The sequence below is a fragment of the Nocardia coffeae genome (assembly GCF_019890715.1).
Classification (GTDB): domain Bacteria; phylum Actinomycetota; class Actinomycetes; order Mycobacteriales; family Mycobacteriaceae; genus Nocardia; species Nocardia jiangxiensis.
Genome location: NZ_JAINZY010000001.1, coordinates 1,512,605 through 1,534,317, shown reverse-complemented (window position 1 = coordinate 1,534,317; position 21,713 = coordinate 1,512,605). Strand labels below are relative to the sequence as shown.

Genomic DNA, 21,713 nt, shown 5'->3' with positions numbered 1-21,713 from the left:
TGGTGTTCGGTGTGGCGGGACTGCGCCGGGGGACTACCCCTGCGGCGCGTCCTGACCGGGCTGGTTCTGGCCTTGGGGTGCGACCACGAATGTGCTCTGACCCTCGTCGTCCACGCCGGTGTCGAGGATCTTGTCGTCCAGGAACGCGGCGGCCTTCTCGTCGAGGAAGATGCGCGAGCCGTCGGCGCTCAGGACCTGATCCTGTTCCGCGGGGGCCGCGGCGACCGCGAGCTGGAGGGCCTGCGCGTTCTCGGTTGCGGAGAAGATCCGCAGCCCGGCCTCCGCAGGGGAGCCGTCACCGGAGGTGATCGTGCGAACGGCCTCGATGGCTGTGGGGGTGAGCATGAGCATGTGTCTGGTTCCTTCCGCTGTCGGGACGGACGGTCACGGGTGTGACCGGTCTTCGATTGCGTGGGCCAGTTTTCGAACCCTTTCGACGCCGACCACTGTGTCAGCGTTCTCCCCCGAGTAACCGCGCGATCGATCGCGAAACATATTTTCCGACATTCGCACCCTCACCTGGGCGAATGGTCCGGGCCGCGAAGTCCGCGAGTCAGGAGGCGGCGGCCTCGGCGGCGGCGCGCGTCTGCTGGCGGTCGCGGAAGATCCAGTACACGACCGTGGCAGCCAGTGCCCATCCGGCCAGTACCAGGAATGGCGAAATATGCTGGTAGGAACGGAAATACACGGCGGTGTGCTGTGCCGACACCGAGGCGCCGGGCGGTAGCCAGCGGCCGATCAGGCCCAGCAGTTTCGGCAACATCGGCCAGGACACCGCCCCGCCGGAGGACGGATTGCCCACCAGCACCATGACCACCCAGGTCGGCACCATCGCCCAGCGGCCCAGCAGTGCGGTGAACATGGAGCACACCATGCCCGAGGTGAACATGGTCAGGGCCAGGATGAGCCAGGATTCGACGAACGGCAGCCGGATCGCGTCCAGGATCCAGTCCACGGTTACGGCGATGCCGAACCCGCCCAGCAGGGAGTATGCGGCGGTGAACAGGATGCGTTCGACGTGTCGCAGGGCCGCGGCGTTGACGTGGAGCTGGATCGCGCCGACGAATCCGACGATCACCGCGGCCAGCGTGATGTAGAACAGGCCGAGTCCGCGCGGATCGCCGTGCTGCAGCGGCACCAGGTCGGTGGTCGTCACCGGCACGTGCGTCGAGGCGGCGACGGCCGTCGCGGTGCTGGAGATGGTCTCGGCGAGCGACTCGCCCGCGGCTCCGGCCGTATCGACCGCGACATGGTCCTGTTTCGTGGAGATGATCGCGAAAATCTGCTGCTGCAACAGTGATTCGTGTGCCTGCGTCGAATCGACGCGTCGAATCGAGAGCGTGTCACCGAGCTTCTGGTTCATCGCGGCGACGACCGTCTCGGTGCGCTGATCGGAGCCGGGATCGACCACCGCCACCGGAATGTGGTGCGGCGTCGGCGCGGCCAGCACATAGGTGTACGACCCGGCGAACAGCGAGGCCGCGATCGCCAGAATGAACAGCAGCGCGGTGGCCGGAAGGAAGCGGGAGGTCCGAATTCGGTGTCGCAGTGTGCGAATCTCGTGCGGATCGAGCTTGGACCGCGCCACCGTTACCTCGCCTCGCCGTCGGACATTCGCCCCAGATTAGCTGTGACTCGGTGCGGATGACCGGCGATCGGGTTGCGGCGCGGTCGCCCGATGCCATGACGCCCAGGGATCGACCGGGACCACGCCGTCGGAATGTCCGTTTTCGTCCAGCAGGCGGCCCCAGGACTTGACCGCGCGCAGGACGAGCCGATGGTCGACGACCTCGGCCACGGGTGTGCCGGATCGGATGCGATCGAATAGGCCGGTGAGGTCGCTCGTGTGATGAACCTGCGCCATGACCAGCAGATTCGCCGGGCCCGTCGTGGCGGCGCAGATGCGCGTCTGCGGCCATCGGCCGATTTCCGTGCCGACTTCGGCGAGGGCGTGGTGCGGCACCGAGAGCCGCAGCGCGTATTCGGTGGGCCAGCCACCCTCCGAACGGGTGAAATCGGTGCGGAAGCCGAGTACGCCGTGTCGCACGAGGGTGTCCAGACGTCGCCGGACCTGCTGTTCGGTCATCTCCAGCTGGGTCGCGAGGTCCCGGTACCGGGCGCGGCCGTCGTGCTGCAGAGCCAGGAACAGTGCGCGGTCCTCGGCGGTGAGTGTCCGATTCCGGAAGGTCGGTTGCTTACCTACCGAGGGCGGTCGGTTACCGGAACTGTCGGTGACCGAATGTTGCTGGGTCGTGTCGATCGCGCCCAGTCGCCACCGGGTGCCGCTGTACCACTCCAGGCACACCTGGCTCTGCGCGGTGGCGATCCCGGGGATGCCGGTGAGATGTTCGAGCAGCAGACGGCTCAGCGACGTCACGGTGTCGGTGATCACCAGGGCTTGCAGGTCGAACGCGCCGTCGGTGGCGTAGACGCTCATCACCTGCGGGACCGCCGCCAGCGCGCGGGCGACCTCGAGGGCGCGGCCGGGCTGTGCCCGGATCTCGAGTGATGCCCCGGCCAGGGCCAGCTGCGGTCCCGGCACCGAGGAGACCCAGGCGCGTCCGGATTCGACCAGACGCTGCCAGCGCCGGGCGGCGGTGACCGCGGAGATGTCCAGCGCCGGGCCGAGCCGTTCGAAGCTGGCCCGGGGATTGGCGTGCAGGGCATCGAGCAGTTGGATGTCGGTCTCGTCGAACGCGCGAGAGACCGGGCGGTCCGGCGGTTGCGGAGGCATGTTCTTCTCGATCGGTATCGGCGGCGTGCTGCGAATACCTGCACTCTGTCGAATCACCTCGTCGAGTTCCGGCATATGCATTCGATTGTGACCATATTTCCGGCGATTTCGCGGGGCCGGGCTGGGCCGGGCGTTCACTGGGACGCATGACGGAATCGACGACATCGGGCGTGACCGTTCCGCTGGTGCGCTGGGTCGAACAGCTGACCCCGGAACAGATCCCCGACGCGGTGCTCTCCCGGGCCCGGCACCTGCTGCTCGACGGTGTGGCCTGCGGATTGGTCGGCGCGCAACTGCCGTGGTCCCGCGTGGCCACCCGCGCGGTGCTCGACCTGGAAGGCGCCGGCGATGTGGCGGTGATCGGCACCGGCCGCACCACCAGCGCGCCCGCGGCGGTACTGCTCAACAGCACGTTCGTACAGGGTTTCGAACTCGACGACTTCCATCCGCTGGCCCCGCTGCACAGCAATTCGCTGGTGCTGCCGGTGCTGCTGGCCACCGCGCACCACCTCGGCGGCGTATCCGGCCCGGACGCGCTGACGGCCGCGGTCGCCGGATTCGAGGTCGGCCCGCGCGTGGGCGCGGCGTTGCACGGTGCGCAGATGCTCTCGCGCGGCTGGCACAGCGGCCCGGTCTTCGGTACGCACACCGCCGCGGTGGTCGCCGGGAAGCTGCGCGGGTTGGACGCGGATCGACTGGAGGACGCGGTCGGCATGGCGGGTACGCAATCGGCCGGATTGATGGCCGCGCAGTACGAGGCGATGTCCAAACGCATGCAACACGGATTCGCCGCTCGGAACGGCTATTACGCCGCGGGTCTGGCCGCGGCGGGGTACACCGGGATCAAGCAGGTCTTCGATCGCCCGTACGGCGGCTACCTCGCGGTGTTCGGTGAGGGGCACGATCCGGATCCGGCGCAGGTGGTCGCCGGGCTGGGCCGAGACTGGCAGACCGAGGTGATCATGGTGAAGTCCTATGCCGCCCAGGGCGGGCTGCACGGTGTCGTCCAGGCCGCGCTGGCGCTGCGCGACGAATTCGCGATCGACCCGAAGACGGTGTCCCGCATCGAGATTCGGGTCGGCCACGCGATCTACCATCACGGCTGGTGGACGCCCGAACGTCCGCTGACGAGTATCGGCGCGCAGATGAATCTGGGCTACGCCGCCGCGGTCGCCCTGCTGGACGGACAGGTCCTGCCGCCGCAGTTCACTGCCGAGCGTCTGGACGCGGACGAGGTGTGGGATCTGCTCGGCCGGGTCGAGGTCGTCCTGGACGAGGCGATCGAGAATGCCTCCGCGCGTGAGCGATTCGCCACCGAACTCACTCTCGCCCTGGACGACGGCACCGTGCGGCGCAGGCGCGTCACCGAGCCGCACGGCGGCCCCTCGGACCCGGTCACCGATGCCGAGCTCGTCGCCAAGTACCGCTCGCTGGCCGGGCCGCTGATGTCCGCCGCCCGGCTCGACGCGATTCAGCGGGCCGTGCTGGGCATCGACGAGCTGTCCGATATTCGCGAGCTGACCGAGTTGCTGGCCGCACCCGTGGCCGGTGCGTTGGATGGAAAGGAGGGCGATCGATGACCGCCCACGATGCCCGCCGCAGACTCCGAGCTGCGCTCGACTCCGGTGAAATACTCACTGCTCCAGGAGTTTTCGATGGAATCTCGGCCTCGCTCGTCGCGCGCCTGGGATTCTCCGCCGCCTATCTGACCGGCGCGGGCGTCGCGGCATCGGGATTCGGGCTGCCCGATATCGGACTGGTCACCCAGACCGAGATGACCGAACGCGCCCGGATGATGACCCGCGTACTCGGCGACATCCCGCTGATCGCCGACGCCGACACCGGATACGGCGCGACGCTCAACGTGGTTCGCACCGTGCGCGAATACGAGGCCGCCGGTGTGGCCGCAATTCAATTGGAGGATCAGGCTTTTCCGAAGAAGTGCGGGCATCTGCCGGACAAGGAACTCATCGATACCGAGGAATTCCGCACCCGGTTGATCGCCGCGCTCGAGGCTCGCACCGACCCGAGTCTGGTGGTTATCGCGCGGACCGACGCGCGGGGTCCGCTGGGTCTGGACGCCGCGATCGAACGCGCCAACGCGTACGCGGACGCGGGTGCGGACGTGATCTTCGTGGAGGCCCCGCGCAGCATCGAGGAGATCGAGCGGATCAGTGCCGAGGTCTCCGCTCCGCTGCTGATCAACCTGGTGGCCGGTGGTCTGACTCCGATCGAATCCACCACGCGCCTGGGCGAACTCGGGTACGCGATCGCGATTCATCCCACGCTGCCGCTGGCCGCGGCCGCCTACGCCATGCTCACCGGGCTCGGCGAACTGGCCGGTCGCGAGGTGGCCGACCTGCTGCCGTCCGGCCCCATGGGATTCTTCGAACTCGTCGGTCTGGCCGAATGGTCCGCACTCGGCGAGCACTACCGCACAGGAGCACCCCAGCCATGGGTATGACCATGATCGAGAACCTGCTCGCGCGCAAGGGCGGCGTCGGGCGCGTCCGGCCCGGGGACATCGTCACCGTCGAGGTCGACATGTGCGTCATGATCGACCTGCAGTTCGCCACGCAGTGGATGACGCCGAATCGGATCCACGACCCGGACAAGATCGCGGTCGTGATGGATCACGCTGTTCCCGCGCCCACACTGAAGGACGCGGCAGGCGGTCCGCGGGCGCGAAAGTTCGTGGCCGACTTCGGGATCGAGAAGTTCTTCGACGTCGGCCGGCACGGCATCTGCCATCAGGTCATCGCCGAGAACGGACTGGCCCGGCCCGGAGAAGTGCTGGCCTGCACCGATTCACACACCTGCGCGGGTGGTGCGTACAACACCGCCGCGCGCGGACTGGGCCCGGCGGAGGTCTACTCCATCATGTGCACCGGATCGACCTGGTACCAGATCGCGCCGACCGTCCGCTACGAACTGATCGGCACCTTGCCGCCCGAAATCAGCGGTAAGGACGTCTTTCTCGCGCTGGCCGCGACCTACGGCGACGCCACCAACCAGAATCTCGAATTCGGCGGGCCGGGTCTGGCCAGTGTGCCGCTCAACGATCGCCGCACCATCGCCACGCAAGCCGCCGAGATCTCCGCCGACTTCGCCACTTTCGCGGTGGACGAGGTGCTCGCGGACTTCCTGGCCGACCGTGGCGTGCACGACTACGAACCCGCCCTCGCCGATCCGGACGCCGAGTACGCACAGGTGCGCACCATCGATCTCGATGCGCTCGAGCCGTACGTCGCGCGGCCGGGAACGGTGAGCCGCAACGGAATTCCCGTCTCGCGGATCGAGCAGCGCCGGATCGATCAGGCGTTCATCGGCTCGTGCGCCAACGGGCAGCTCGAGGATCTGCGCATCGCGGCGGACATCCTGCGCGGCCGCAGCGTCGCGGCGGGCGTGCGATTGCTGGTCACGCCCGCCTCCCAGCAGGTCTACCGGGACGCGATGCGCCTGGGATATCTGCAGGACATCGCGGATTCCGGTGCGGTGGTGACGAATTCGACCTGTGGGGCGTGCTTCGGCTACCACATGGGCGTGCTCGGGCCCGGCGAGGTGTGCCTGACCTCGAGCACCCGCAACTTCACCGGCCGAATGGGCAGCACCGAGGCCGAGATCTACATGGCCTCCCCGGCCACGGTCGCGACCTCGGCGATCACCGGCCGCATCACCGATCCCCGGAGCGTGACCGCATGAGCATGCCATCGACCATCATCTCGGGCCGGGTCTGGGTCTTCGGCGACTCGATCGACACCGACGCGATGTATCCGGCATTCGCCATGAAGATGGATGTGCCCGAGGCCGCCCGGCACGTGTTCCACCAACTCCGGCCGGGGTGGACCGATCAGGTCCGGCCCGGTGACATCGTCGTCGCGGGAAGGAATTTCGGCGTTGGGTCCTCGCGCCCGGTCGCCACCCTGTTCCGCACGCTCGGCGTCGCCGCGCTGCTGGCCGAGGATTTCAACTCGCTGTTCTTCCGCAATGCCGTCAACGCCGGTCTGCCCGCGCTGACCGTGCCCGGCGCGCGGACCGTCTTCCGCGACGGCGACGAGGTCACCGTCGACATCGCCACCGGCGAGTATCGCAACGACACCACGGCCACGACCGGCCGCACCGCCCCGCTGCCGCCGCTGATCCTGGAAATCCTGGCCAGCGGCGGAGTTCTGGCCCGACTGGCCGAACAGGGATATCTGCCGATCGAACTGCTCGAGGTGTTGCGGTCGGGTGCGGTGCCGGTGGAGAGCGGTTCCGGGGCGTAGCGCCGGGCCGGATCGATCCGGACCCGCTGTTGCACCTGTGGATTTCACCTTTCGCTGTCACACTGGCCGCATGTACGACTACGACGTTCTGGTTCTCGGATCAGGTCCCGGCGGTCAGAAGGCGGCGATCGCGACCGCGAAACTGGGCAAACGAGCCGCCGTGGTGGAACGGCGGGACATGATCGGCGGGGTGTGCATCAACACCGGCACGATCCCGTCCAAGACCTTGCGCGAGGCGGTGCTGTATCTGACCGGCCTGAGCCAGCGCGAGATGTACGGGCAGAGTTATCGGGTGAAGGAGGACATCACCGTCACCGATCTGCTCTCCCGGGCGCAGCACGTGATCGGCCGTGAGGTCGATGTGATCCGGAATCAGTTGTCCCGCAACCACGTCACGGTGCTACCCGGGATGGGGTCGTTCCTGGACGAGCACACGATCGAGGTGATGGACGGCACCGGCCGGGAGACCCGCGTGAGCGCCGAGAACATCGTCATCGCCACCGGAACCCAGCCCGCGCGGCCGGAAACGGTCGACTTCGACGGGAAGACCATCATCGATTCGGACGGAATCCTGCAACTCGAGCGGGTGCCGCAGTCGATGATCGTGGTCGGTGCGGGTGTCATCGGCATCGAGTACGCGTCCATGTTCGCCGCGCTGGGTTGCAAGGTGACCGTGGTGGAGTCGCGCGAGCGGATGCTGGACTTCTGCGATATCGAGGTGGTCGAGGCGCTCAAGTACCATCTGCGCGATCTGGCGGTGACCTTCCGATTCCGGGAGACGGTCGCCGCGGTCGAGCGGCATCCGCGCGGTGCGATCGCAGTCATGGAGAGCGGCAAGCGAATTCCCGCCGAGGTGGTGATGTACTCGGCCGGACGGCAGGGCATGACCGAGACGCTGCGCCTGGAGAAGGCGGGTCTGAGCGCGGACAAGCGCGGACGTGTCTCGGTGGACGAGTACTTCCGTACCGAGGTGCCGAACATCTACGCGGTCGGCGACGTCATCGGCTTCCCGGCGCTGGCCGCCACCTCGATGGAGCAGGGCCGCCTGGCCGCCCATCACGCCTGCGGCGAACCGGTTCAGGCGTTGTCCTCGTTGCAGCCGATCGGCATCTACACCATTCCGGAGATCAGTTTCATCGGCCGGACCGAGGACGAGCTGACCGCCGCCCGCAAGCCGTACGAGGTGGGCATCTCCCGTTACCGCGAGCTGGCTCGCGGCCAGATCATCGGCGACTCCTACGGCGTGCTGAAACTCCTGGTCTGCAGCGAGACTCGCGAACTGCTCGGCGTCCACGTATTCGGCACCGGCGCAACCGAACTCGTCCATATCGGCCAGGCCGTGATGGGCTGCGGCGGCACCGTCGACTATCTGGTCGACGCGGTGTTCAACTATCCCACCCTGGCCGAGTGCTACAAGGTCGCCGCCCTGGACGCCATGAACAAGATCCGCCAGATCGAACACATGGACTGACGAGCCTCCGATCGCCGGTGCCACAACGTGATTCGGCACCGGCGAGCCCAGTTGCGTCGGTGTGCAATAGATCTACGACGGCCGTGGTATCGGAATCAGCCCGCCCCGGGGCCGATCCCGCCGGTCGGCGTCGGGAACGCCGACCGGCGGAGTGGGTCATGCCTGGCGTAGCGCCGTGGCGGCGGTGACCATGTTGCGCAGTGAGGCGACGACCTCGTCGGTGCCCCGGGTTTTCAGGCCGCAGTCCGGATTGACCCAGAGACGTTGGGCGGGAACCGCTTTCAGCGCCCGGCTCAGCGACTCGGTGATCTCCGCCGCGCCTGGGACGCGGGGGGAGTGGATGTCGTACACACCCGGGCCCACGCCGAGGTCGAAGCCCGCGGCGTTGAGATCGTCGAGGACTTCCATGTGCGAGCGGGCCGCCTCGACGGAGGTCACGTCGGCGTCGAGTTCGGCTATGGCGCCGATGATTTCGCCGAATTCCGAATAGCACAGGTGGGTGTGCACCTGGGTCGTATCGGCCACCCCGGAGGTCGCCAGGCGGAACGCGGCCACCGCCCACGCGAGGTAGTCGGGCTGATCGGCCCGGCGCAGGGGTAGCAGTTCGCGCAGGGCGGGCTCGTCCACCTGGATGATCGCGGTGCCCGCGGCCTCCAGATCGATCGTCTCGTCCCGGATGGCCAGCGCGATCTGCCGCGCGGTGTCGGACTCCGGCTGATCGTCACGCACGAACGACCAGGCCAGGATGGTCACCGGGCCGGTCAGCATGCCCTTGACCGGTTTACCGGTCAGCGACTGCGCGTACGAGATCCACTCGACGGTCATCGCCGCGGGCCGGGCGACGTCGCCGTAGATGATCGGCGGCCGGACGCAGCGGGTGCCGTAGGACTGCACCCAACCGTTGCTCGTCGCGGCGAATCCGTCCAGCTGCTCGGCGAAATACTGCACCATGTCGTTGCGTTCCGGCTCGCCGTGCACCAGCACGTCCAGGCCGATGTCCTCTTGCAACGCAACGACTTCGGCGATCTCCGCGCGCATCCGGGCGTCGTATTCGGCGCCGTCGATCTCACCGCGGCGCAGTGCGGCGCGCGCCAGCCGGATCCGGCCGGTCTGCGGATACGAGCCGATGGTGGTGGTCGGCAGCTGCGGCAGGCTCAGGCGTGCCTGCTGGAGTTCGCGTCGCTGATCGGCCGGAGCCCGTCGGGTGTCGGCGGCCTCGAGTGCGGTCAGCCGGGCGCGAATCGGCTCGACGTGCAGACGCGGGTCCGCGCGGCGGTCCCGCAGTGCCGTGCGCGCGATCTCGAGCCGCTCGGCCACCGCGGCGGGCCCCTGCTGGACGGCCGTGGCCAGGGTGACGATCTCCGCGACCTTCTCCGCGCCGAATGCCAGCCACGAGGCCAGTCGCGGTTCCAGGTCGGTCTCCGCCTCGAGCGAATACGGCACATGCAGCAGCGAGCAGGAGCTGGACACCGCCACCGATGCGCCGCCGTCGGACAGCTCGGCGAGCGCGGCCAGGGCCGCATCCGGATCGGTTCGCCACACGTTGTGCCCGTCGACCACGCCCGCCACGATCAACGTCTCGGTCAGCGTGCGGGCGACCGGCAGACCGGCCGTCCCACCGGCCACCAGATCCACCGCGACGGCGTCCACACCGGTACGCGCCAACGGTTCCAGCGCCTCGCCGAGACGGCCGAAATAGGTTGCGACCAGGATCTTCGGTCGCGAGGACGACGCGGCGAGACGGCGGTACACCGTGTCGATGGCGGCCAGTTCGGCCGGGCTCAGGTCGGTTACCAGCGACGGCTCGTCCACCTGCACCCAGTCCGCGCGCGCCTCGGCGAACAGCGCGAGCAACTGCTCGTAGAGCGGAAGCAGATCCTCCAGCCGATCCAGCAGATCGGCGCCGTCGATCGCCTTGGCCAGCTTCAGGAAGGTGATCGGGCCGACCACGACCGGACGCGCCGGGATCCCCAGCGCCTGCGCCTCGCGCAATTCGGTGAGCGGCTTGTCCGGATGCAGCGAGAACTGTGTCCCCGCAGCGATTTCCGGTACCAGATAGTGATAGTTGGTGTCGAACCACTTGGTCATTTCCAGCGGCGCGACGGTATCGGTGCCGCGGGCCGCGGCGAAATACCGGTCCAACTCGTCCTCGATGCCCTGCACGCGTTCGGGCAGCGCACCCAGCAGCACCGCGGTGTCCAGGACGTGGTCGTAGTAGGAGAAGGTGCCCACCGGCACCGAATCCAATCCGGCCGTGTGCATCGAGGTCAGCTGCGCGGTGCGCAGGTCGGCGGCGACGCGATGCAGTTCGGCGGCGTCGATGCGCCCGCCCCAATAGGCTTCGACGGCCCGTTTGAGCTCCCGGTTCGGGCCGATGCGCGGTGCGCCCAGCACCGTCGCGGTGAATGTGGTGTTCGTATCAGGCACGGTTGTGCTCCTGGTCGACAGTGGACGGCCGCCACCCATCGAACGTGCGCTGACGGAGCCCTCACAGCATGATCACCGTGCCCGGTTCCACTCGGCGCACGCCCTGTCCACGGGGCGACGACCGCCGGATACGGCGTATCCGGCACAGACGGCAGGTCTTCGGACTCACGGGCGCCGATTCGTGTGAATCGACCACGGCAGGCAGTGCTGCCGGGCTGGTCCTAGCGGCCGTCGCTTCCCAGGTCTCGGACCCAGTGCCTCTGACGGCAGTCGTTCCCGTTCACCGCTGCGGGACAGTCCCGGATTCTCACCGGGTTCCCTCTCACCCGGCGCCGGGGTACGAGACCGTCGGCGACCGGGCTTCGACGCCGGAGGGTGAGTTCGGGGCTCCTCAGCTACACCGCGGCGAACCAGCTGCACCGTCCAGCATACGACGCCGTGCGGTGCCCGTGCATCCCGGTCGCGCGACGCGGTCGCGTCAGAGTGGCCGGGCGGTGCCGCGCACGGTCCACGAACCCCCGCGGAAATGCAGTGTGGTCGCGCTCGACGGCGGAATATCCAAGCGCCAGAAGGAGATCGGTGGTGCGTCGAGGGCGAGCAGAATGCAGGCCCGCACGATGCCGGGATGGGTGAACGCCACAATCCGGCGCTGCCGCGCCGCCACCTCGGCCAGCCACGTCTTCGTGCGCGCCAGCAGGTCGGTGACGGATTCGCCGCCGTGCGAACGGAATTCGGGATCGGTCAGCCAGCCCATCAGCTGGTCGCCGGGAATCGCGTCCATGCTCGCGCCCGCCCAGGAACCGGAATTCAGGTCTGCCAGAGCGGGTTCGGTGACGCCGTCCAATCCGAACAGGGCCGCGGTCTGCGCCGCCCGCACCTCCGGGCCGATCAGCACCAGATCGGCCCGGAGGGGTTCGGGCAGTTCGCCGCCCCGCTCGACCGCCCGCACGTCGAGCGGTTCGTCGAGCGGGAAGCGCGCTGCCCGGACGGCGTCGGTGATCGCGTGCGTCACCAGGGTCAGCCGCGTGGGTGAATTCATACGATCGGCGCGGCGGTCGTGCTGTCCGAGTTCGCGGTCCCGGTGTCCCGGCCGAACAGGCGCGGAGCCAGCGAGGCGAATCCGACGCCGATCACGGTCCACAACAGTAGTTGTGCCGCAAAGGAATACAGCCGGAACAGATACAGATCGTCGGCCGGGAATCCGGGGAAGACGATATGTCCACCCGGGTCCTTCAGCGGTTGCGGCGTCTCGGTGGCGTAGTCACCGTAGGCATGATTCACCGACAGATGTCCCAGCGAGGGCAGCAGGACGATCGCCACGGCCACGATTACGACGAAGGCCAGCGCCGAGACCAGCGCCGAATTCCAATTGCTCAGGCGTGCTTGGAGTTTGCGGCCCAGCCAGATCGCGGCCACCAGTACGACCGCGCTGATCACCACCATCAGCAGGTACAGCGCGGTTCGTTCTTTGATCGACTCGGGATGCCCGATCGACGGTGGATTCGCCGGATACTTCAGGAACGGCACCGCGTACAGGACCAGGAACATCCCCCCGGCCACCAGCAGCGCCAGATTCCGCGGCATGATCCGCCCGACCCGGCCCACGCACAGGCAGTACACGACCGCGAACAGCGCGCCCATCGCGATACCGAACACGATCATGCCGAATCCGACACCGATGCTGGACTGGACCGACCGGCTGAACAGGTCCGGGCCGTCGGCGGGCAGCGGGAGTCCCGCGGCCTTGTCCAGCGCCTGCTGGGCCTCGTCCCGGCCGCTCTCGTAGTCGATCGCCCGCTCGATGACGGGTTCGGCCAGCAGACGGGCGAACAGGAACGCCAGTAATCCGCCGAGTGCGCCGACCAGCGCACCTCGGCCGATGATTCGCTTTTCCATTGTGCTGCTCGATTCCCGCGCCTAGTGGCAGGGGAACCCGAGGAAATGCCGGGCGTCGTGCACGAATTCGTGCACGTGCATATCGCTGCCGAAGATCGACACCGCGCCCTGGTCCACGCCGATGAAGTAGTAGGCGAGCAGCGCGAGCACCGTCGTGCCGACGAGCCACAGTGCGGTGGTGGGAATGGAAAGGGGAATCGCACCGGTACCGGTGCGCGGCACGTAGGACGTGGCCACGGCAACTCCTTGCCTTCGGGGGATCTCGCGTCCCCATCGATGATGGAACCAGCGGCGCACGGGGTCTGACTCACATCCGTTCGGATGCTCACAGTGGCGCGACCGTTCCGGAGTTACACCGGATTCCTCGAATCGCCGCTGGGACAACCATACGAAACCTGAGACACAACGGTCAATCGCCCCCTTGTTCGTTCGAACGGAAGGCGGGCCACGCTCCGACCAAACCGTCGGGTGGCGCTGTGCGAAGCCCCTTGCGTCCGATCGGCCGTGAAGTTCCGCGACCGTTGCTGCGAATACCGATCATTCCGATCCGTTCGGTGGATTGTTGCAGGTGAGAGTGTTATGCAGATCGAGAATCCGGTACGCCACTCGCGATCGCGAGCCTTCGACGAAGTCGTCCGCACGAGTGCTGCCGGCCCGCTGCGGCCGGTGCAGGATGCCGATCGGCGTCACCTCGTCGAACTCCTGCACGCGGTGGGCGCCGATGACCGCACGGCGTTCACGGCGTTCTACCGGCAGACCAACCATCGAGTGCTCGGATATGCCCTGTGGCTGTTGCACAATCGCGCGATGGCCGAGGAGATCTCTCAGGAGGTGTACATGCAGGTGTGGCTGTTCGCGAGCCGTTACGACGAACAGATGTCGAGCCCGATGAATTGGCTCAGGACGCTGACCCATCGCCGATCGGTCGACCGGATCCGCGCCGAATCCGCTGCCATCGCCCGTGATTCGGACTTCGGCAGACTCAACCATGCACGGGATCACGACGTGGTCTTCGAAGCGGTCGAGCAGATGCTGGACGAGCGGGCGGTCGTGCGCGGTCTGCGCGAATTGACGCCGCTACAGCGCGAAACCATCGTCCTGGCCTATTACGGCGGACTCACCTATCCCGAGGTCGCCGAGCGGTTGGGCAAGCCGGTGGGAACGGTGAAGTCCCGGATCCGGGACGGCCTGCGCCATCTGGCGATCTGTCTCGCGGATGACGGTTCACACTGAGCGCCACCGAGATCCGGGCGTAGGCGGGTATGCGGTCAGGCGAGCATCCCGCGGCCGTACCAGTCGTCCTTGTCCGCGACGCCGGGCAGGGCGAAGAAGTACCCGCCGCCGAAGGGCTGGACGTAGTCGGTGAGCGGTTCGTCGATCAGACGCGTCTGGATGGCCTCGAACTGACGCTTCACATCCTGCTGGTAGCAGGAGAAGATGTGGCCGGTGGCGAGGTTGCCGTTCGGGTCAACGCCCAGGTCGTAGTTGTAGGACCGGCGGACCAACTGCTGGCGCGCGGTGTCGGGGGTGCGCGGATTGGCAAGGCGGATATGCGAATCCATCGGGATGACCGATCCCTTGGGGTCCGCGGCGTAGTTCGGGGTGTCGAATTCCTGGTTGCCGTCCAGCGGCGCGCCCGAATCGCGGCGGCGGCCGAACATGTTCTCCTGCTCGGTGATCCCGACGCGGTCCCAGAACTCCACCAGCATGCGGATCAGACGCACCACGTGATAGGTGCCGCCGCGGGTCCAGGCGGGCTCGTCCGAGCCGTCGGTCCAGATCAGCGATTCCGCGTCCGAGCCGGTCGGATTGGCGGTGCCGTCCTTGAAGCCCAGCAGATTTCGGCCGGTGCCCGACGGACGCGGCGGGGAGTTGTAACCCTCGATCTTCCAGCGCAACTGGAGCGCGCCGCGGGTCTGGCGGGTGATGTCGCGAATCGTGTGGTGCACCGTATCGGGATGGTTCGCGCACAGCTGCACCAGCAGATCGCCGTGCATCCAGGCCGGGTCGGGGGCGTCGTTGGGGAAGGTGCGCATCGGAGTCAGCTTGGCGGGCTTGAGTTTCGCCAGTCCGAACCGGTCGTCGAACAGGCTCGCGCCGACGCCGGTGGTGACGGTCAGGCCGTCGGCGGGGATGTCCGCGCCCAGTACCGCACTGTCCGAAGGCGGCTCTCCCACACCGAGAGCCGGTGCCGCGCCACCGGCGGTCAGGAAGCGCGCGCGGCCGGTGAGCGTCTTGAGCAGATCGACCAGCTCTGCCCGGTTCGCGGTGGTGACGTCGAATGCGGCGAAGCAGGCCGCATTCTGCTTGCCCGATGGTCCCGGGGTCAGGATCCCGGCCTGATGGGTGCCGTGGAACGGGTACGACGACGCCATCGCGCTCTGTCCGGTACCGGCCGCGGCGGCGTCCACGCGGGCGCCCTCGGCGAGTACTCCGGCGGTCAACGCGGTTCCGGCCGCACCCGCGACGGCGCCCGAGAAGAATCGGCGGCGACTGACATCCATCGTGAGGTCCTACTTACTGTGTCGGGGGTGGGGTGTGGGGCCGAAGCTCAGTGCGCGAGTGGAACTTCGAGCAACCGTGGCACCCGGGCGAGGTCTTCCAGCGCCGCGCCGAGCGCGGCTCGCACGGCCTGCTGCTGGGCCTGCGGCGTCTGCGCGGGCGCGCGCCACCTGCCGTTGTCCTGGGTGGCCAGCAGCGCGGCGTGCAGGGTGTCCAGGTGGGCGGACAGTTCGGTGCGCAGGCCGGGGGAGCGGGCGTCCAGCAGGGGACCGAGTTCGTCGAGCACCGTGCGGGTGATGTCGATATCGGCGTCGGTCAGCGGGTAGGCCGATCCGGAGCCCTCGTCGTCGTTGCCGAACAGGTGATCGCGCAGGGCGTCCTCGAGGATCTCGTGCGCGCGGACCGGCAGGTTGGTCGGATCGCCCGCCAGATCGTCGCTGCCCAGATTCTTCTGGATGTTGGCGATGTCGCCGCCGAGCCGATCGATCACCGGCATCAGCTGATCGGCGCCCTGACCGTGCCAGAGACCGTATTCGATGCGGTGCAGGCCGGTGAAACCCTCGTCGGAGGTGCCGCCGGGCAGACCGTCGGGCAGCCCGTCCACGGCGGTGCCCGCTTCGCCGAAGCTGTTGTAGGACGCGCCGACACGTTCCCATTCCATCTGCGCGTTGAGCCAATCCGCTTGCGCGGCAGGGATGTTGTCGGCCTGCACGTCGTTGCCGATCGCGGTGACCGCGCCGGCGAGCCGGCTCAGCGCCTGGGCGGCGGCTGCCTGGTAGGCGTTGTTGGCGGGGGTCAGATCATCCGCGGTGACCGGCTTGACCGAGGGCGGGGCATCCCCGGACGCGCCGCTCACCTGCACCGTCGGTGAGGTGGTCTTGGGCTTGCCGGACATCAGGCAGGTGATGGTGTAACTGCCGTTGCCCAGCGTCGCGGTCATGTCGGCGGTGGTGGCCGGGCCGATGGTCTCGATCTCGCCGACGATCGCGCCACCCGCGTCGAGCAGGTTGATCTCGCCCGCCTTGCTCGTCTTGTTCTGGATCGCGAACGTCTGCATGCCGGACTTGCCGGACTTCCACTCGGGTGCGCAGGAGCTGTCGCTGATCGACACGGCCTGGACCGAACCGTTGCTGCTCGACGGCAGCAGTGCGATCGCGATGCCCGCGGCCAGGACGGGGACCAGGACCAGCGCGGTGGCTACGAGCGGCAGGCGTGGTCCGGCGACGCGCTCCCACCAGTCCGGCGCGGGCTCGGCGTCCTGCGTGGCCGGAGCGGTCGCGGATGCGGTTGCGGTCTCGGCGGTTTCGGCGGCAGGCGCGGTGGCTGCCGCCGTCGTTGCGGCGGCAGGCGCCTTGGCCGGACGGCCCGCGCGCACGAACAGCGGGATCACCACGGCCAGGTACACCACCCACGCGACGACCTGCAGCACCCGCATCTTGGGCGTGAGTTCGGTGATGCCGGAGATGATCGCGACCCACCACGAGTTCGGGTCCGCGTGCGCGCTGATATCGAAGGCGATCCAGTTCCCGCCGGGCAACCACCCCGCGTCCTGCAGATCGCCCAGACCGTACGCGAGCACACCGGCCGCGATGACGATCAGCAGCACCGCGGTCCGGTTGAAGAACACCCCGAGGTTGAACCGCACGCTCTGCCGATACAGCAGCCAGCACAGTGCGACGGCGATGATCAGGCCCAGCGCCGCGCCGATCAGCGGAGCCACCGTCGCGCCGGACGCCTTGACCGCGGTCCAGACGAACAGCGTGGTCTCCAGGCCCTCCCGGCCGACCGCCAGGAATGCGGTCAGCGCGAGCGCGCCCGCGCCCAGGGCCGCGGCGCGCACGACCTCGCCGCGCAACTGTTTGGACAGCGTCGCCGCCGTGCGCCGCATCCAGAAGATCATCGCGGTCACCATGATCACGGCCAGCACGCTCAGGATGCCGCCGACCGCCTGCTGCGCCGAACTGGACAACACGCTGGTCGAATAGGTCAGCACCGCTGCGAAACTGCCCGCCACCGAGATCGCGCCGAGCAGGCCGAGCCAGATCGGTGCGGTGGAGACGGGACGTTCCGCGGTCGCTGCCTTGCGCACAGCCGCCAGCAGGATTGTTACGACGAGACCGGCCTCGAGACCTTCCCGAAGGCAGATCAGCAGGTTCGGTACAGCCTCAGCCCAGTTCACACTGCAAAAGGTAAGGCATACCTATATGTCAGGTCCAATCATTCGGCGCCGAATTTTGTGAATTTGCTGAAAGTCGTGGCAGAACAGTCTGTCTACCCAGCTATACGGCACGGTGTGCACGGCCAGGATGTTCCGGCCCGAGTGGCGCCGCGGGTGCGAGACGGTAGCCTGCGACGAATCAGGCCGAGGTGCGGACGGCGGTTCCGGCCAGATCGACGACGAGTTCGCCGATCATGTCGCGGGTGGCGCGGGCGCGGGCCAGGGCGGGGTCGAGCGGATCTGCGTCGAGGAGTTCGATCAGATCGTTCACCGAGCCGAAGATCGCGACGAGCCGTCGCACCGCAGCACGCCGCTCGGTAGGCGCGAGGGGTAATGACATGGTGCTCACATGACTGGTATCGCCGTGGCGGGGTACGTGTTTCACATTCGGTCGTAAGTCACTTCGCGGCCCCGCCGTGACGGGCCGCGGCCGTCGATCGGCGCGCGGCCCGCGGCACAGACCGGTCAGTCCGCTACGTGCACAACGAGTTTGCCGAGGTTCTTGCCGACCAGCAGTCCGCGGAACGCCTCGATGGTCCCGTCGAAGCCTTCGACCATGTCCTCCAGGTAGTGCACCCGGTCCCGCGCGATCCACTGCGACATCTGCTCGAGGAAGGCGGGCATCTGCTCACCGGCGAATTCGGTCTGGATGAAGCCGCGGATGGTCAGGCTCTTGCGCAGCACCGCCGACATGAGCAACGGCAGCCGGTCCGGACCCTCGGGCAGGCCGGTGGCATTGTAGTCGGCGATCAAGCCGCACACCGGAATTCGCGCGAAGGAATTGAGCCGCGGGAACACCGCGTCGAAGACCGCGCCGCCGACGTTCTCGAAGTAGACATCGATACCGTCCGGCACCGCGGCGGCGAGCTGTTCGGCGAAATCCGGTGCGCGATGGTCGAGTGCGGCGTCGAAGCCGAAACGTTCCCGCAGCAGCGCGACCTTCTGCGGACCACCCGCGATGCCGACCGCCCGAGCGCCGTGGATCTTCGCGATCTGCCCGACCGCGGATCCGACCGGCCCGGTGGCCGCCGCGACGACCACCGTCTCTCCGGGCTGCGGCCGGCCGATGGTGAGCAGACCGGAATACGCGGTGAATCCCGGCATTCCGAGCACGCCCAGCGCGGTGCTGACCGGCGCGACGGCCGGATCCAGACGGCGCAGATAGCGCACCTGCTCGACCGAATGGGTCTGCCAGCCGCCGTAACCCAGCACGATGTCGCCGGAACTCAGTGCGGGATCACGGGATTCGAGGACGCGTGAGACCGTCCCGCCGACCATGGTCTGCCCGAGCTGCACCGGGGGCGCGTAGGACGGCGCATCGCTCATCCGCCCGCGCATGTACGGGTCGAGCGAGAGGTAGAGCGTCTCGAGCAGCGCCTGACCCGTATCGGGTTCGGGCAGCTCGACGGTTTCGGTCCGGAAATTGTCGGGTTCGGGCATGCCGACCGGGCGCGAGGCCAGGACGATCCGGGTGCTCTTCATCGGTGCTGCCACCTCCGGTGAGTCGGAATCGGTACGCGCAAGAGTCTCCCACGCGTCGCCGCGGCGAGGGCGAGGACCCGCTGCTCAGTCGCAGTGCGGGGTGACCCGCAGCAGTGCGGCGTCGTGCGGCGCCAGGGTCTTCGCGGTGAGTGCGCCGGTCGTGGTGGTCGTGGTGTGCGACCACAGGTCTCGCACCGTGTAACAGGATGCCGGGGTCAGGGCGGCGGCGTGGGCGCTGGTGATGACGTCGGCGGCGGTATCGGCGCGGTTGAGCAGCGCCACGGCCGTCGACCCGTCGGACAGGCGTTTGGTCATGACTCGATCGTCGGTCGGCAGGAACGCGCCCTGCACCGAGGCGGGATCCTGATCGACCGCGATGACGTCGCGATCGGTCAGCACGGCCCGGGTCTGTGCGGACATCGTGCGCACATCGTTGCCCGCGATCAGCGGCGCGGCCAACATCGCCCACAGCGTGAAGTGCGCGCGCTGTTCGGCGGGGGTCAGGCTGTATTGCGGATTACTCAGGGCCGCAATCTGTTCCGGGCTCAGGGTGACCATTCCGGAGAGTTGTTTGACCGCTGTGCGCCCGGCCCGCTGCTGATCCTGGGTCAGCGGAAACGCCTTCAGCAGGGTGCCGGGCACCGTGCCCACATGGGTGCCGAGGAATTCCGCGAGCTGGGTGCCCACCACGAGCATGTCCGGATCGTTCCAGTGCCCCGGGCGGCTGCGCCCGGCCAGCGGTGCCACGGCGCGCACCTGATCGACCACGCCGAGGAACTGCTGCGAAACGAACTGGTTGATCGAGATCGGCGGTAATGCGTTGCGCCAGAACGGGAACAGATCGTGTGCGTTGCGGGTGACATCGGAGATGCGCGACCAGTCGTAGTCGGCCGCGGTGTCCCGATCCGAGCTGTTCGGGTTGATGCTGTAGACGATGTGACGTCCGCTGGCGCGCAACGCATCTCGCATGGCGGTGAACTTGCGCACCTGATAGATCTGGTCGCTGCTCGCGCGACACCAGTCGTACTCGAGGTAGTCCACGCCCCAGGCCGCGAAGGTCCGCGCGTCCTGGACCTCGTGCCCCGCGCTCGTATTCTGCAGGGTCTGCCCGCAGGTCTCGTTGTACGGGCTGGAATACAGGCCCAGCAGCATGCCGCGCTGGTGCGCGTAGCGGGCCAGGGCCGCCATCCCGTGCGGGAACTTCTCCGGATCGGCCTGCGGATCGCCCCGTGTATCGCGATCGGGTGCGGCCCAGCCCGCATCCAGATCGACGTAGCGGTATCCGGCGTCGCGCATGCCGGAGGCGACCATGGCATCGATCGTCGTCTCGATATTCTTCTCCGACAACGCGATTCCGGAGTTCCAGGAATTCCAGCCCATCGGCGGGCCCGCTGCGGCGGGTGCTGCCGTCGCGGACGGCAGAGGTAGCAGGCATATCGTCGCGACGACGCTGCCGAGCAGACCGGCCCATCGGCCTCTGCGAACCACGCTGCCTCCCGCCGGTCACGCCCGGCGCGTTCACCGGGTCGCGCACCACGGTGGCATATCGGTACGGGGTGTGCGCGTCCGGCAATGTGCGCGGGGTGACGTCCGGCCGCATTTTGCTGATTCAGCAAATCTACTTGCCGGAATTGGATGCCGTCCGGAGTGTGGTGTGTCGAGGAGGTGGTCATGGTGACCGAGCAATTGCAGGACGGATACGACGTGGTCGTGGTGGGTGGCGGTGCGGCCGGGCTGAACGGGGCGCTGATGCTCGGCCGGTCGCGGCGATCGGTGGCGGTGATCGATTCCGGCGCACCGCGCAACGCGCCCGCCGACGGGGTGCACGGGCTGCTGGCCCGCGAGGGCACCCCGCCCGGTGAGTTGCTGGCCCGCGGTCGCGCGGAGGTCGCCGGATACGGCGGGACGGTGGTGACCGGCGAGGTCACCGCGCTCGGACGCGACGCGGACGGATTCGTGGTGAGTCTGGGCGACGGCAGGTCGGTGCGGGCGCGGCGGCTGCTGGTCACGACCGGCGTGGTCGACGAGCTGCCCGATATTCCGGGACTGCGGGAGCAGTGGGGCCGCGACGTGGTGCACTGCCCGTACTGCCACGGCTGGGAGGTCCGCGACCAGCCCATCGGGGTGCTCGGCACCGGGCCCATGTCGATCCACCAGGCGCAGCTGTTCCGGCAGCTCAGCGACGACGTGGTCTACTTCGCGCACACCGCGCCCGCGCTGTCCACCGAGCAGGCGGTGCAGCTCGCCGCGCGTGGAATCCGCGTGGTGCAGGGCACGGTGACCGCGGTGGAGGTGACCGACGGGCACATCACCGGTGTGCGCCTGGCCGACGGCACGCTGGTTCCGCGATCGGCCGTGGCCGTCGCCTCCCGGCTGGCCGCCCGCGCCGGATTCCTCGCCGGAATCGACCTGCACCCGGTCGAACATCCCAGCGGCGCAGGCGATTACATCCCGTCCGATCCGGTCGGGCGGGCCGAGGTCGAGGGAGTCTGGTTGGCGGGCAACGTCACCGACCCCTTCGCGCAGGTCGGCGCGGCCGCCGCGGCCGGAGCCATGGCGGGTGCGCAGATCAACGCCGATCTGATCCTCGAGGAGACCGCGCAGGCCGTGGCCGCCTACGAATCGCCGTTCTCCGCGACGATGGAGGCGCAGGTCGCCGCGGCGGTCGGCGGCGAACGCGTGCACGGGATCTAGCGCGCGGCGATCGGCCGTTTCGGT

At 68.2% G+C, this 21,713-nt stretch carries 19 protein-coding genes and 1 riboswitch; of the genes, 7 read left to right on the top strand and 12 right to left on the bottom strand.

Annotation, left to right across the window (positions count from 1 at the left end; all coding sequences use genetic code 11):
* Positions 1-33: 33 nt before the first annotated feature.
* The 3 genes from K7711_RS06560 to K7711_RS06550 all read right to left on the bottom strand — a co-directional run bounded on the left by K7711_RS06560 (position 34) and on the right by K7711_RS06550 (position 2,734).
* A complete protein-coding gene (locus K7711_RS06560) occupies positions 34-351 on the bottom strand; it encodes a hypothetical protein (protein ID WP_040826102.1) in 318 nt (105 codons plus the stop codon).
* Between the two features lie 202 nt (positions 352-553).
* Entirely contained in the window at positions 554-1,588 is a 1,035-nt protein-coding gene (locus K7711_RS06555) for an ABC transporter permease (RefSeq protein WP_308014500.1), read from the bottom strand.
* Positions 1,589-1,624: 36 nt separating this feature from the next.
* Entirely contained in the window at positions 1,625-2,734 is a 1,110-nt protein-coding gene (locus K7711_RS06550; RefSeq protein WP_235746589.1) for an Lrp/AsnC family transcriptional regulator, read from the bottom strand.
* A 146-nt stretch (positions 2,735-2,880) separates the two neighbouring features.
* Here K7711_RS06550 and K7711_RS06545 point away from each other — a divergent pair, with 146 nt between their 5' ends.
* The 5 genes from K7711_RS06545 to sthA all read left to right on the top strand — a co-directional run bounded on the left by K7711_RS06545 (position 2,881) and on the right by sthA (position 8,470).
* Entirely contained in the window at positions 2,881-4,314 is a 1,434-nt protein-coding gene (locus tag K7711_RS06545) for an MmgE/PrpD family protein (protein WP_222965703.1), read from the top strand.
* Positions 4,311-5,198, top strand: coding sequence for an isocitrate lyase/PEP mutase family protein (locus tag K7711_RS06540; RefSeq protein WP_222965701.1), 888 nt, complete (start codon positions 4,311-4,313; stop codon positions 5,196-5,198). Before K7711_RS06545 ends, K7711_RS06540 begins: the two co-directional genes overlap by 4 nt.
* Complete coding sequence (locus tag K7711_RS06535; RefSeq protein ID WP_222965699.1) at positions 5,189-6,436, top strand: 3-isopropylmalate dehydratase large subunit; 1,248 nt, start codon at positions 5,189-5,191, stop codon at positions 6,434-6,436. The genes K7711_RS06540 and K7711_RS06535 overlap by 10 nt, the downstream gene beginning before the upstream one ends.
* Before the next feature lie 17 nt (positions 6,437-6,453).
* Positions 6,454-6,999, top strand: coding sequence for a LeuD/DmdB family oxidoreductase small subunit (locus tag K7711_RS06530; RefSeq protein ID WP_222966767.1), 546 nt, complete (start codon positions 6,454-6,456; stop codon positions 6,997-6,999).
* A 70-nt stretch (positions 7,000-7,069) separates the two neighbouring features.
* Positions 7,070-8,470, top strand: a complete 1,401-nt coding sequence (sthA, locus tag K7711_RS06525; protein ID WP_222965697.1) for a Si-specific NAD(P)(+) transhydrogenase — start codon at positions 7,070-7,072, stop codon at positions 8,468-8,470.
* 156 nt (positions 8,471-8,626) lie between these two features.
* On the opposite strand, the gene metE is transcribed toward sthA, so the two are convergent.
* The 4 genes from metE to K7711_RS06505 all read right to left on the bottom strand — a co-directional run bounded on the left by metE (position 8,627) and on the right by K7711_RS06505 (position 13,015).
* Positions 8,627-10,936 (bottom strand): 5-methyltetrahydropteroyltriglutamate--homocysteine S-methyltransferase, encoded by a 2,310-nt coding sequence (gene metE, locus K7711_RS06520; RefSeq protein WP_222965695.1) that lies wholly within the window; start codon positions 10,934-10,936, stop codon positions 8,627-8,629.
* A 94-nt stretch (positions 10,937-11,030) separates the two neighbouring features.
* A riboswitch (cobalamin riboswitch) is annotated at positions 11,031-11,262 on the bottom strand.
* Between the two features lie 113 nt (positions 11,263-11,375).
* A complete protein-coding gene (locus K7711_RS06515) occupies positions 11,376-11,936 on the bottom strand; it encodes a histidine phosphatase family protein (RefSeq protein WP_222965693.1) in 561 nt (186 codons plus the stop codon).
* A complete protein-coding gene (locus K7711_RS06510) occupies positions 11,933-12,793 on the bottom strand; it encodes a CbtA family protein (protein ID WP_222965692.1) in 861 nt (286 codons plus the stop codon). The genes K7711_RS06515 and K7711_RS06510 overlap by 4 nt, the downstream gene beginning before the upstream one ends.
* A 21-nt stretch (positions 12,794-12,814) precedes the next feature.
* Complete coding sequence (locus K7711_RS06505; protein WP_372460117.1) at positions 12,815-13,015, bottom strand: CbtB domain-containing protein; 201 nt, start codon at positions 13,013-13,015, stop codon at positions 12,815-12,817.
* Between the two features lie 357 nt (positions 13,016-13,372).
* On the opposite strand from K7711_RS06505, the gene K7711_RS06500 reads away from it, so the two are divergent.
* The gene (locus K7711_RS06500) at positions 13,373-14,026 is read left to right on the top strand and encodes a sigma-70 family RNA polymerase sigma factor (RefSeq protein WP_222965688.1); all 654 of its coding nucleotides are present in this window, start codon (positions 13,373-13,375) and stop codon (positions 14,024-14,026) included.
* 35 nt (positions 14,027-14,061) lie between these two features.
* Here the strand turns inward: K7711_RS06500 and efeB are convergent, their stop codons facing one another.
* The 5 genes from efeB to K7711_RS06475 all read right to left on the bottom strand — a co-directional run bounded on the left by efeB (position 14,062) and on the right by K7711_RS06475 (position 20,483).
* Positions 14,062-15,297, bottom strand: a complete 1,236-nt coding sequence (gene efeB, locus K7711_RS06495) for an iron uptake transporter deferrochelatase/peroxidase subunit (RefSeq protein ID WP_222965686.1) — start codon at positions 15,295-15,297, stop codon at positions 14,062-14,064.
* A 47-nt stretch (positions 15,298-15,344) separates the two neighbouring features.
* Positions 15,345-17,474 (bottom strand): iron uptake transporter permease EfeU, encoded by a 2,130-nt coding sequence (gene efeU / locus K7711_RS06490; protein ID WP_222965684.1) that lies wholly within the window; start codon positions 17,472-17,474, stop codon positions 15,345-15,347.
* A 178-nt stretch (positions 17,475-17,652) separates the two neighbouring features.
* Positions 17,653-17,853, bottom strand: a complete 201-nt coding sequence (locus tag K7711_RS06485) for a hypothetical protein (protein WP_222965682.1) — start codon at positions 17,851-17,853, stop codon at positions 17,653-17,655.
* A gap of 125 nt (positions 17,854-17,978) precedes the next feature.
* Positions 17,979-18,995 (bottom strand): NADPH-dependent curcumin/dihydrocurcumin reductase, encoded by a 1,017-nt coding sequence (curA, locus tag K7711_RS06480; RefSeq protein WP_222965681.1) that lies wholly within the window; start codon positions 18,993-18,995, stop codon positions 17,979-17,981.
* An 84-nt stretch (positions 18,996-19,079) separates the two neighbouring features.
* Positions 19,080-20,483 carry a glycoside hydrolase family 27 protein gene (locus K7711_RS06475; RefSeq protein WP_308014498.1) on the bottom strand — a complete coding sequence of 468 codons (1,404 nt, stop codon included), beginning with the start codon at positions 20,481-20,483 and terminating at the stop codon, positions 19,080-19,082.
* Between the two features lie 183 nt (positions 20,484-20,666).
* Here K7711_RS06475 and K7711_RS06470 point away from each other — a divergent pair, with 183 nt between their 5' ends.
* A complete protein-coding gene (locus tag K7711_RS06470; protein ID WP_235746587.1) occupies positions 20,667-21,689 on the top strand; it encodes an NAD(P)/FAD-dependent oxidoreductase in 1,023 nt (340 codons plus the stop codon).
* Positions 21,690-21,713: the final 24 nt, after the last annotated feature.